Genomic DNA, 13,180 nt, shown 5'->3' on the forward strand with positions numbered 1-13,180 from the left:
TATCTGTTTTTTACTCTTATCTGTCCATTTTGTTGGCAATATTGAGCGCCAAACATTTCTACAATAACCAAATTGAAATGCAATAAATGGCGGTCTTTACTGAAATGCATATTTAGATTATTTGTTGCAACCAAAAATAAAGGATGAACTTTCTAACTGTCTTATTTTAATGATACCTTTTTAAATAGTATAAAAAATGCAAACAATTGTTTGCATTTTATTAGTTTAAAGTTGATAGCTACCATTTATAGCTAAGCGTTCCAACCACACTGCGTTCCGCACCGTAATAACACCAATAACTACAACCTGATATATATTTTTTGTCGGTTAAGTTAGTTGCATTAACTTGTACTGACCATGATTTATTAAACTGATATTTAACCATTGCATCCCATAAGGTATAACTAGGTACACTTTCATTTGGATAATAGACTTCATCAACAGTTTTACCAATATAACGAAGCCCTGATCCAACAGTTACCCCATCAAACTGACCATCAAATTTATAATTTACCCAAGCTGAAGCTGCATGTTTTGGAATTAATGAACTACGTGTTGTCAATGAAACTGTTTGATCTGTTTTAGCATGAGTGTAAGTATAAGCAAAATCCATATCTATACTTTTAGTAATATCAGCCTTTATTTGTAACTCTACACCTTTACTGCGTGTTTCTAATGTTTGTGATGCTTGCCCTGTCCCATTAGAAACAAATGAATTCTGAGATTTAATATCAAAATAGGCCAGAGTGAATGTACCATTAAACCAATCAGGCTCATACTTCCCCCCTACTTCCCACTGTTTTGCTTCATAAGGTCGATACATTGTTTTGTTGACACTATCATAACCATACACTGGCAAAAATGATTCTGAATAATTTATATAAGGTGCGATATTACTATCAAAAATATACATTAAACCTGCATTGTAGGCATTGTGGTTATAATCACGATTAAAATCAGAACCACTCCAGTATCCATCATTTTTTATTTTGCTATGACGCATACCTTGATTGAAAATCAGTTTATTATCAAAAGTCAGTTGATTTTGTACATATGCACCTAATTCTTGTGCTTTTAATTTAAAAGGCGAATAACTACCTGTAATATTTGAATGGGTTAATCTTGGTTTAAAACGATTCACTGTACTAGCGCTGCCACTAAAATTATTTCCACTCATATTGGTATTTAAATAATCAATTCCAATTAATAATGTGTCTCGCCAATTTCCATATTCAAAATCTTTAGAAAGGCGATTATCAATTGTATGAGTATTGTTAATACCTATTTGAGAATATGCAAAACGTGAATAATTTTTTCCATCAACTGTTGGTGTGAAATCCATACCATAAACACCTGATAAATCTAAATCTTGATGAGCATATTTATAGTTTTGTGTAAAAACAAATCCATTATTAAATTGATGTCTAAATTCATAACCGACTGTTTCTGATTTACGATTAAAATTATCAAAATCTTTATCACCATAATAAGTATCCCTTGCTACTTTCCCATATTTAGAATGAAATAGCGTGCCATAAGCAGGGAAAAATCCATTTTCAGGAATGCCAAAATCACGTTGAAAACTTGATAATAAAGTTAAAGAAGTTAGTTCATTTATGTCCCATGTTAAACTCGGCGCAAAATAATAATGCTTTAATCCAGTTTTAGTTTGTTGTCCATTTTCATCTCGATAGGCACCCACTACTCGATATCGTATATCATCAGTTAATATGCCACTATAATCTCCATTTATTCCTACTTGTGCATGTGTTCCATAAAACACATTAACTTCACCAGCTGGAGCCTTTTTGGGGCGTTTGGTTATCATATTGACAGTACCACCAGGTTTAGATGAACCATATAGTTGAGAACTTGCGCCCTTTAATATTTCTATTTTTTCCAGTCCGAAAATTTCAGGTGTTGAACCAAAATAACTATAAGTAAATTGAGGCATACCGTCTAAAGTAAAAGAAGCATCTAAACCTCTAATTTTCAACCAATTTGTTCGGCCATCATGACCATATGAACTATTCAATACGCCAGAAGTATAAGATAGTGCTTCGTCAACTTTTTTATAGTCTTTATCTTTAATCTGCTTTTCATCAATAGAATCTGTTGATTGCGTATCATAAAATTTGACCGTGCCTGTTTTAGCCATTGAACCAACAACTTCCATTGTATCGGTTGTTTCAGCATATGCGATGATAGGTAAAACAGATAATATAGAACAAGCTAAAATGCGATTTTTAGGTTTAAAATGAGTTGAATAACTCATAGTTTTCTCCTTTTTGGTGATGAACTGAGTTCATATAGTTGATCATTGAACTCCTCAATAATGCCATCAGTATGCTCAAAATATTGTTATCATGACTAATAGCAAAAATAGTATGACCATATGGTTTAAAAGTTTGCAAAAAAGCCGACATTATCAAGAACGCCTTATTAGATAGATAAAGCAAGACCCACCAAGCAGTGATGCCATAACTCCTGTCGGAATTTCATAAGGAAACATAATATTACGACCTAACCAATCAGCAGCGATCATTAATATGCTTCCAATTAGCGATGACATGAGTAATTGGTTACGGATGAAATGATAACCAATAATCCGAGTCATTAATGGCGCAAGTAGACCAATGAAACTAAGTGGTCCAATTTGTAATGTGGCTAAAGTAATTAATATGGTCGAAACGACAATTAATAAAAAACGGACAATATTGCTATTCATGCCTAATGCATTACTCATATTTTCTGGCAATTCCAACAAGCTTATTGGTCGTGAAAATATCAATAAGATAAATAAAATGAATAATGCTACTAAAAATATCACCACACTACTTAGTAGCCCACTACTGTATGTTGATCCCGATAACCATATTAATAAATATTGAATACGCGGATCGCCAGTAACTAAAAATAATTGAATCAGAGCCGTTAAAAAAGCGGCAAAAGCTATTCCCGTTAAAATCACTTTTTCTGGTTGGAATTTATTTTTAATATTAATTGCAATAATAAATAAAAAGGTCAGTAGAGCACCCAATAATCCCGGCAACCAAAGTGGCATGATGTCATACCCCATCACCATAACTGTGACAATAATAGCAATAGCTGCACCTGAGCTAATACCTAACAAATCAGGGCTAGCCAGAGAATTATGGGTCATGCATTGCAGTAAAACGCCACACGTGCTTAACATGATTCCAGCCGAAATGGCGGTGATAATTCTTGGTAATTTAATGTTTATAAGAGAATGATTCCAACCAGTCGATATAAAACCGTATTGTGTATTACTGATTGTTAAACTAAACCATAATAATATTAAGATTATTAATATCGCTAATATCCAGTGTCCCCTTGTTTTTATAGGTGTTAATAAATCACATCGAGTTAAAGAGTTATTACTTGATATACTAATTGTTGTAGGTAACGCTTTGAAAATTAAATAAAGTAATAAAGGTGTTCCAATAAATGCACTGACTGTGCCGACAGGCAAATAAAAAGAACAATAGAACTGCATAATAACTAAAAGACAATCTGTTAATAATAAAATTAATCCTGCTGTTGTATATGAAAAGAGAAGCTTGTGCCAGGCTTTGGTTAACTGCAATTGATTAATCATGGTAGCTGCGGCTAGGCCGATAAATCCAATCATCCCGACTAAACTTAGTGTTGTAGCACATAAATAAGCGACAAACAAAATACAGACAACACGGAGCACCACTACCGGTACACCTAAACTTTTTGCTTGAGTTTCACCTAATTGCATAACTTCAAATGCGCGCAATAATAAAATCAGGATGGAAAATGCAATCAAAGAGACAATAACTATCTGTTTGACATCATGCCAACTATCTTGAATTAATGAGCCAGCTTGCCAAGCAAAAATATTTTTAGCCGCTTCAGGATGGAATATAACTAATGCTGTGGCTAATGCTCCCAAATATAAATTTAATATCAAACCTGACAGTAGCATCCTGATTGGTAAAAATTGATTACGATAAGACATCATAAACACAAGCAGTAAACTGGCAAGTCCACCAAAGAATGCAATCATTGCACTACTTAACCAAAGTAATAATGATGGTATAAAAAGATGAGTGCCCAGTAGGGCAATATAAGCACCGCTACTTAAAGCTAACGTTGAATCAGAGGCTAAGGGATTATAAGTAACTTGCTGTAGAATGATGGTACTAATACCTAATGCCCCTCCAACCAATAAAGCCATAGTAAAGCGAGGTAACCAGTTATCGATAAGAATTATACGTTTTAATACACTTACTTGAATTAAATCAACTTGCAAAAAAGGCTGATGTAACTCATGCACAATAATCCAAACGATTGCTATCAGTGCAAGTAAAAAAAGAGATAAATTAATTAAGATGATTTTCTTCAATGCCGACATACAATCACCATGTATTCACTGTTTGCTTAGTTAAAGCGTTAGTTAATGAATAACTAAACCGTTGCATTGAAGGTAATGCTCCAAATCCCCACACGGAGGGTAAAATATAATAATTTCCCTGCTGACTAAATGGCAACTTTTGCCATAATGAATTCTTTTCTAATTGCTGATTAACATTAGCTGGATAAGGTTTAACAATAATAAGACTCGTATTTTTAGGTAATGTCGTTAAGTCAATTAAACTAATTTGACTAAATCCCCATGCATTTGTCGAATGTTGCCATGCATTATCTAATTTCAATTTGGTTAATACCACACCATATAAACTATTGGCGCCATAGATACGTAATTGATGAGAATCAATAAATTGCACAACTGCATAGGACTGCTTTGGTATTTTCTTTAAGCGTTGGATATTATCGGTAAACTGTTTTTCGGTCTGGCTTATCAATATCTGAGCTTGTGTGGTTTTGTTGACTAGTTGCGCTAATTTTTCTGTTGTTTGCACGATGTGCGACCAACTTGTACCTTCATTTGTGTAAAAATCAATTGCAGCTAAATTTATGGGAATAATATTTTTAGGGATCAGATTTTGTGTCCAAGTTGAATTTATCAATAGAGTGGGTTTTAAATTAGCAATCACTTCTAAATTAGGTTGTGATCGTAACCCTAAATCAACAATATTATCATTTAAGACAGGTTCACTTACCCACGTGGCATACTCTTTTGTATCACCTACTCCCACTAACGGTGCTTGTAAAGCTAATAATGTTTCTGCAATAGTCCAATCCGTAGTGATAATTCTAGTTGGGTTATCAAATTGTGCATAATCCTGATTACTATCAGGTAAATGCGTTATCCATAAAATAGAGCTTACAATCACAAGGCTAATTAGGGTTATTTTGAACTTCATGCTAAAGCAACCTTATGACTTCGAGTAGGATGATCAATGATCTCAAAATGAACACCATAAATTTTCTGTAAAATCGATGGTGTAATCATCTGTTTTGTCGGTAAATCAAAAATTAAGTGACCTTGTTTAAAAGCTAATAGCTGGTCACAAAACTCACTGGCCAAATTAATATCATGAAGAACTATAATAGTGGTTATTCGATGCTTTTGGGCCAGCTGTCGAAGTAATTTCATTACTTCAATTTGATAATTAATATCTAACGCTGAAAGAGGTTCATCAAGTAAAAGATATTGACTTTGCTGAGCTAAACACATGGATAACCAAACTCGTTGACGTTCTCCTCCTGACAGTGAGCTTAAGTAGCGTTCTTTAAGATGTGCAGTATTTGTTTGTATTAATGCTTGATCAACAATTTTATAATCTTTTTCCGTATAGCGATCAAGTACACCATGCCATGCAAATCGCCCTAATTTAACCAGTTCTTTAACCGGCAGATTAATGTCAGTAGGCAAATATTGTGGTAAATAACTCAGTATTCTCGCGAGCTGTTTATGTGAATAGTGAGTCAGTTCTTTTTCATCTAATGTGATAACACCAGATGTTGCGGCAATTTGCTTTGCTAATAATTTAATAAATGTCGATTTGCCAGAACCGTTATGACCAACAATACCATAGACAAGCCCTGGTTGAAATTGAGTCGTTACATGATTAACAACAAGGGTATCTTGAATTTGGTATTCAATATCTTGAGCAATAAGCATACTAATTTAATTATCCATCCAATTACGCTTTAAAGTTATCCTATCTACCTATTCTGATACTATTTTCCCATTGTTCGACTTGCATAAAATGCATTTAAAAATGCCAATACTATTGAGCCGATTACAACTGGAAAATAACCAAATTTTTGTGCAAGATAATAACTTAGTGATATTACGATAAATCCACATATAAAACTTGGCGCTGATTGAGCATTACAAGCAGTAGAACGTGCCTGTGAACTGTCTGAGTTGTCCATTATGATGGCAGTAATCGCAATAGACATTAAAGGTAAACTAAAGAAGTAAAGAAAACAGGCTAAATAGACATTAAAAATATTAACATAACCTAACGAGATCGGGATGAATGCAAGTAAACCAAAAGCATGAAAAAGTAATGAATATGTTAAACTTTGTTTCCTAGATAATCGCTTGAGGATTTTTGCAACTAATATAACAGCCACTAAGCTAACAATGGATCCAAATACTTTTAATAAAATAGCAATATCTGATAATGCCCAACCATCATCGACAAGTATTGGTGATAATAGATTATAAGCCGGTAAGAAACTAAACGGCATAAGTATCAAAATAATTAACCAATTAATTCTACCTTTCCAGATGATAATCAGATCTTTCCAATATTTAGGATCCATATTTTCATATATTGGTTTATTTTGACAGTAACGGTACTCTTCAAAAAAGAAAAGTTGAATTAATGTAAATCCAATTAAAATAGCAATTAATAATAAACAACCCATCCAACCAATATAGGCATAAAGTAGTAAAATTACTCCGCCGCCTAAAATATTACCTATCATAGAACCACTGGTTTTGATACTTGAAATTAGATAACGTTGCTGAACTAAAAAAATATTACAGGCTAATCCTGATATGGCTAATTCTTGAGTTGCAGTCATGGTCGAAAAAATAAAAATGATGGGTAAAATGATATAAAACTGTTTTATAGGATCTAACAAAGCTATAAATATTAAGCATACTAACATTAGTGTTAAAGAGATAAATAACCAATTGCGATAATGAGATATTCGTCTTTTTAAATATTTATCAATAACAGGTGCCCATAAAATTTTTAAACCAATTGGTAACATCATTAAAGGAATAAGACTTAATTGGTCTAACTCCATGCCATCTTTTCTTAGGATTAGAGCTAAGGCGATAGTCAAAAAGCCAATACCAACATATTCTGTAATATAAAGACTTACAAATAATAACCATACATTTTTAGGTAATTTAATTGTTGCTTTGTCATTCATTTACTAATTTTCCTTTTGCAGTACCTATTTTGTGGTCATAATATTTTCATTAATACCATTCTTTAGTAGTAAAAAATAAAACAAATTTAAACCTTTCGTACATATAAGATTTAACTGATTTATCAATAGTTTATTTGTGCAGAAATACCTACTTGTCGTGGTTGCTGATAAGTGCTATATCGAGAAGATGAGGACATAAGACTAATTTTTTCATGCGAATTGAAAACATTATCAGCATAAAGCATGATTCGACCTTGTTTAAAGTTATAAGCTAAATAAGCATTTGCTTGGTAATAACTATCAATTTTCGATGTCCTATTATTTGATGCATCAGTGTAGTAACTATCCACAAACGATGCATTTAATCCGGTTTCCAACCCATATGGTAGGTTATAGTAACCGCCTAGATTAAATGTATAACCAGGAGCACGCGTTAGCTTATTGCCGTTATAACTTTTACTGTCGCTGTATTTTTCTATTTTGGTTTTAAGTAAGCCCAAACCAGAGGTTAAATTTAAATTTTGTGTTGCTTGCCATTCAATATTAAATTCAGCGCCATAAGTTATAGCTTTATCGGCATTGGCAATAGTTGTTCCTAGTGGATGAGAATACTCAATTTGCATATCTTTATAGTCATTATAGAAAATATTGGTATTAACTTTTAGGCGTTTATCTTCTGAAAGCCAACGATGATAAATCTCGTAGTTCCAAAGATATTCAGGTGAATAACTGTAGATTTTAATAGGAGACGTAAAGGTAATACCTGCACCACCAGGATTGTAACCGCGAGCAATTTTGGCACCAATTCTCTGATCATCACTGATTAAATAAGCAATATCAAATTTTGGTAAGAAAACATCTGTTTTACTCTGATAATTTAAAACATAGTTACTACCGCCGTTGCGAGTATGTTTTTCTTGTTCATAACGAGCAGACAGATTTACTTCGATAATATCTATTGGTTTAAAGGTAAATTCCCCTAAAACCGCTTTAGTGTTTGTAACGTCATGATAAAGGTTGCGAACCCCTAATAAAATACTGTCATCTTGTGGTGCCTTTAAATAAAATAGACCCAATAAACCTTTATATGAACCATCGTTGTATCTTAAAATTGGCTGTACTTGCCACTGATGACCTTCCACTCTTGATGGTGCGCCAGAAGGTAGCGAAAAACGGTCACGAATATAATTAGAATAAACAGTTTTATTTTCAAATTCCCATGTATCATTAAATTGATAACCTGCATCCCATATTGTGCTCGAAGTACGAGTTTTATGAACCGGACGATATGTATCACGAATAATTGTTGGTTTAAATTCACCTTGAGGATTTCGTGAATCTACATGTTTAAAGGTCAAACGACTATAAAAATCGGGTACAGCCGAAGGTAACCAAAGTAATTTAGCATTAGTTGTGGTGGCTTTAAACTTCCTTGAATCTCCTGCTGGATGATAATTTGCTATATGTTCGTACGACTTTCGACCTTTCTGATCAACCGTAAAGCGAAAAAGTAATTGCTCATCAATTAATGGACCAGATAGCATTGCGGCTAATTGGCGTTTATTTTGATTACCATAGTCCGCTTTAGCGGCTGCCTCAAATTTATTGATGGGATCGTTACTCTGCATAACTATCGCGCCAGCTATAGAATTACGGCCTTGAGAATAACTCTGTGGCCCACGGTAAACTTCGACTTGTTTAATATCCCAAAGTGATTTTGTGCCAAATGCTAATTCATAATAATTCGATGAATCACCATCAACCTGAATATTAACTCTAGGACGAACGCCGGCTAAAAAGGACACTGCACCATGAGCTGAAGTACCCTCTACGCCGCGAATTGTGGGTACATCATTACCTAATCCTGTATCTAATACATTTGATGTTTGTTTCAGTACATTTAGTAGAGAATAAAAATCGGGACGTCTTTCGATATCTTTATTGGTTATAACACTTAAACTTGAACTAGTTTGTAATTCACTACGTTGGACCCCTTCACCAGTAACAGTAATTGTCTCCAATTTATCTTTTTCATTATCTTCCTTGATATATTTAATTTTATTTTCAGCTAGAACAATAGAGCTATAACAGCTTATAAGGCACAAGCTAAATAAATTAAATTTTGCAGTTATTTTTTTCATCCGAATCGCACAGTTGATAATGATTTTCATTTGCGATCATATAGATTGGAAAATAAGCTGTCAAATTACTGTTTAAAAAAAATCAATATTATTAAATTAACTTGATTTTATTCAGAAGGAATAACTAAAATTTATAATCAAGTTAAATGATATATAAAATAAAAAACCCTAGTTAAACTAGGGTTTGATATGTAGACAGATGAATTAATCTAAATGATTAACTATTTTTTCTTAGCTTTACTTTGATACTCAGCATAATACTCTTGAGCAAGTTTTCGCATTGATAAACCAATCGCTGCATATTGATATTCATTTAAGTTGGCTAATGAAGCTCGAGCCGAAGGATGTTGTACAGCAAATCCTTTACCTGGCAATAAAACAACGCCAGCTTCATCGGCAATTCTAAATAACATTTCAGATGGATTTTTATTTTTTAAGATCCATTTAGCAAATTTGTCATCATAAAGCTCACGACAAATATGTTCTAGATCAATTAAGGTATAGTAATCAACACTATTTTCATCAGTATGATGCGTAAGTCCTAAATGTTGATATAACGAAGCCGCTCGACGACGGATCAATGATTTTAATGCTGCTTTATAACTTTGATCGGTATCCATCATTTCACACAATGCAAATAACACCATTTGTACTTGTTGTGGAGTTGAAAGCCCAGCGGTATGATTTAGTGCAACTGCACGACTATCGGCCACTAAACGATCAATAAATTTTAGATTTTCAGGATCAGTTACAATAGAACTATAGCGTTTATCTAAAATTTGTCTCGTTTTGCTAGGCAATGCCTTAATTTTTTTATCGAATATATTATCACGTGCTGTAGCAATAACACCTAAACGCCAACCAGTTGCACCAAAGTATTTAGAAAATGAGTAAACTAAAATCGTATTTTTTGGACAAATAGCAAACAAAGATTGGAAATTATCGGCAAATGTGCCATATACATCATCAGTTAAAATAATTAAATCAGGACGTTTTTTCACAATATCAGCAATGATCTGCAAGCTTTTATCATCAATTTTTACTGATGGGGGATTAGATGGATTAACTAAGTAAAAAGCTTTAATAGTAGGATCTTCTAATTTACGTAATTCAGCTTCTGGATATTGCCAATTCGCATCAGGATCAGAATTAACTAATACCTCTACTAATTGATAATCATTAAGCTCTGGAATTTCTAAATATGGTGTAAAAATAGGTGCACCAATCGCAATTTTGTCGCCTTTTTCGATTAAGTTATTTTCTTTCATAGAATTGAAAATATAAGCCATTGCTGCAGTACCACCTTCAACGGCAAACAGATCAAGATCATCACGACCAAGATATTGTGCTCCCATTTGTGTAAGCACATATGCTTTAACTACCTCTTCGCTAAAGCGTAACATTCTATCTGGTACAGGATAATTACAACCTAAAATACCTTCCACCATCTCTTGTAAAAATGCATTTTCATCTAGGCCGAGCTGATCGCGAATATAAGAAAATGCTTTACCTAAAAATGACACGCCAGGTGTTTGATAATTTTGACGAACAAAATGTTCAAAACGACCAGTTAAACCAGCCTTAATTGGCATACCACCAACACCTTCATTCATATATGAAAATGACATTTCGGATTCTTGTAGCGCAAAAACACCAAGTTGAAAAAATGCTTGTCGTGGCCATGTTGCCAAAAAATTAGGATTACCACGCCCTGCATTTAACATCACACGGTCAGTATGGCTTTGTGCTAGTTTAATTAAGTTATCTTTCAATTCAAAAGGACTTAAATTCGCATATTTTGCATATTCATTATTACTTTTCATAACCATGTATCCTTAGTTTGAGATGTCAATTAAACAAAAGCAACAACTAATGGTCCCAATAACGTTAGGAAAACATTAGCTAAAGCATAGGTAATAGCAAAAGAATTGGTAGGCGTTGAGTTACCAGCTTTATTAAGTACTTCACCAAAAGCAGGATTCGCACTACGAGAGCCAGCTAAAGCTCCAGCAAATACCGCTGAATTTTTATAACCTAGTACATACTTGCCAAAATAAATGCCAAGTAACATCGGCAATAAAGTCACTACAACACCAATTAAGAATAATGAAAGACCTTGATCTTTAATCGTATTAATGGCTTGTAAACCTGAGCTAAGACCAACCACTGCTACAAAGCCAGCTAAGCCAAAATCTTTAAGTAGTTGCACAGCTCCTGTTGGAATATTTCCAACAGTTTGATGCAAGGAGCGATACCAACCAAACAATAATCCTGATAATAATGCACCACCACCTGCACCTAAAGTAATTGGAATATCACTGACTCTAATCACAATAAGACCAATAATAAGTCCAACAACAAGACCTAAACCATGGAATATCCAATCAGTTTTTTCACTTTTGGTAATCGGCGCACCAATTCTATCTACTACACGTCTTAAGTCACCATCAGTACCATAAATAGTAATGACATCACCTAACTTAAATACCATATCATTATTTAATGGCAATGGTTGTCCATCACGATGGACAGCAATTAAATAAATACCATGCTTTAACTTCATCACTTCGTCAGATGAAAGCACTTGCGTTAAATTTTGACCGACATATCGAGTATTACGCATTTCAACATCTTGAGTATTCATCACCACATCCATTCCCTGTGCTGAATTCACTTCTTCACCCAATAAATCAGCTGCAGCAATCATGGCATCCCGATGACCAACAACTAAAATAATATCTTTGGCTTTTAATAAGGTTTCAGGTGCAGCTTCAATAATACGATTGCCACGTTTGATTCGTTCAATACTAATACCATTAATCACCTTTTCTAAACTTTCAACGGTTTGATTAACCTTATTAGTAATTCGGTATAAGCGACCAGTTACATCAGACAAAGCAAAATTCTGGCCATTACCTAATAAAAGCGAACCATGTAACTGTTCTGCTTCGGCCTGAATTGCATCATCATTAATTTCACGCCCCATAATTTTCGGCAAAATATTTACACAGACAATAATAGCCCCAAGTGAACCGAAGATATAAGTCACTGCATAACCAATGGTCACATTACCTTGTAATCTACTTAATTCGTCTGGGCTTAAACCTAACTGAGTCAACGCGTCAGATGCTGTACCCATAATAGCGGATTGTGTTAATCCTCCTGCAGCTAAACCAGCAGCAAGGCCTTTATCTAAATTGAATAATTTGGCTAAAACTACTACCGTTACAAAACCAGCAACAGCAATAAATAACGCTAAAAAGATTTCACGCAGAGTTTTAACTCCTAATGAACGGAAGAATTGTGGTCCACTTTCGAACCCGACAGCATAAATAAATAGGGCGAAAAGCACAGCTTTAACGCCAGCATCGACAGTAACACCAAATACACTTAATGCCACTGCCACCAATAATGAACCAGCAACCCCACCTAATTGAAATTTACCGATTCGAATTCCACCAATCAAATACCCTAAGCTTAAAGAAAGAAATAAAAGTATTTCGGGTGAATGCTTAAGTCCATCTAAAATCCAATTTGAAAGCCATTGAAACATAGTAATTGTCCTCAAGTGCTAAGATTAATGAAATAGAAAAAGATAGAAAAGAAAAGATTGGAACTTGAATAATATTCATACTAATTTATGAATATGGATATATTTTAAACTTCAATACCAAGAATAGATAGTTAGC

Annotated in this window: 8 protein-coding genes; all 8 read right to left on the reverse strand. The window is 33.8% G+C overall.

Annotated features, from left to right (window positions below; all coding sequences use genetic code 11):
• Positions 1-238 precede the first annotated feature (238 nt).
• A complete protein-coding gene (locus tag B6D18_RS04235) occupies positions 239-2,275 on the reverse strand; it encodes a TonB-dependent siderophore receptor (RefSeq protein WP_086363299.1) in 2,037 nt (678 codons plus the stop codon).
• A 153-nt stretch (positions 2,276-2,428) separates the two neighbouring features.
• Positions 2,429-4,402 carry a Fe(3+)-hydroxamate ABC transporter permease FhuB gene (gene fhuB / locus B6D18_RS04240; RefSeq protein ID WP_086363300.1) on the reverse strand — a complete coding sequence of 658 codons (1,974 nt, stop codon included), beginning with the start codon at positions 4,400-4,402 and terminating at the stop codon, positions 2,429-2,431.
• A 4-nt stretch (positions 4,403-4,406) separates the two neighbouring features.
• Entirely contained in the window at positions 4,407-5,315 is a 909-nt protein-coding gene (locus B6D18_RS04245; protein ID WP_086363301.1) for an iron-siderophore ABC transporter substrate-binding protein, read from the reverse strand.
• On the reverse strand, positions 5,312-6,076 hold the full coding sequence (locus B6D18_RS04250; protein ID WP_086363302.1) for an ABC transporter ATP-binding protein: 765 nt from the start codon (positions 6,074-6,076) through the stop codon (positions 5,312-5,314). The genes B6D18_RS04245 and B6D18_RS04250 overlap by 4 nt, the downstream gene beginning before the upstream one ends.
• 59 nt (positions 6,077-6,135) lie before the next feature.
• Positions 6,136-7,350, reverse strand: a complete 1,215-nt coding sequence (locus B6D18_RS04255; RefSeq protein ID WP_086359347.1) for an MFS transporter — start codon at positions 7,348-7,350, stop codon at positions 6,136-6,138.
• A gap of 122 nt (positions 7,351-7,472) precedes the next feature.
• The gene (locus B6D18_RS04260) at positions 7,473-9,491 is read right to left on the reverse strand and encodes a TonB-dependent receptor (protein ID WP_086363305.1); all 2,019 of its coding nucleotides are present in this window, start codon (positions 9,489-9,491) and stop codon (positions 7,473-7,475) included.
• Between the two features lie 221 nt (positions 9,492-9,712).
• Complete coding sequence (locus B6D18_RS04265) at positions 9,713-11,314, reverse strand: bifunctional aspartate transaminase/aspartate 4-decarboxylase (protein WP_086363303.1); 1,602 nt, start codon at positions 11,312-11,314, stop codon at positions 9,713-9,715.
• Between the two features lie 29 nt (positions 11,315-11,343).
• Positions 11,344-13,044 (reverse strand): aspartate-alanine antiporter, encoded by a 1,701-nt coding sequence (gene aspT, locus B6D18_RS04270; protein ID WP_086363304.1) that lies wholly within the window; start codon positions 13,042-13,044, stop codon positions 11,344-11,346.
• Positions 13,045-13,180 lie beyond the last annotated feature (136 nt).

The organism is Gilliamella sp. A7 (assembly GCF_002142015.1).
Lineage (GTDB): Bacteria > Pseudomonadota > Gammaproteobacteria > Enterobacterales > Orbaceae > Gilliamella > Gilliamella apis_A.

Bases quoted from the DNA above. Each gene is read 5' to 3' on its own strand.
- fhuB (WP_086363300.1), bottom strand. From the start codon at position 4,402: ATGTCGGCATTGAAGAAAATCATCTTAATTAATTTATCTCTTTTTTTA.
- B6D18_RS04250 (WP_086363302.1), bottom strand. From the start codon at position 6,076: ATGCTTATTGCTCAAGATATTGAATACCAAATTCAAGATACCCTTGTT.
- B6D18_RS04255 (WP_086359347.1), bottom strand. From the start codon at position 7,350: ATGAATGACAAAGCAACAATTAAATTACCTAAAAATGTATGGTTATTA.
- B6D18_RS04260 (WP_086363305.1), bottom strand. From the start codon at position 9,491: ATGAAAAAAATAACTGCAAAATTTAATTTATTTAGCTTGTGCCTTATA.
- B6D18_RS04265 (WP_086363303.1), bottom strand. From the start codon at position 11,314: ATGAAAAGTAATAATGAATATGCAAAATATGCGAATTTAAGTCCTTTT.
- B6D18_RS04245 (WP_086363301.1), bottom strand. From the start codon at position 5,315: ATGAAGTTCAAAATAACCCTAATTAGCCTTGTGATTGTAAGCTCTATT.
- aspT (WP_086363304.1), bottom strand. From the start codon at position 13,044: ATGTTTCAATGGCTTTCAAATTGGATTTTAGATGGACTTAAGCATTCA.
- B6D18_RS04235 (WP_086363299.1), bottom strand. From the start codon at position 2,275: ATGAGTTATTCAACTCATTTTAAACCTAAAAATCGCATTTTAGCTTGT.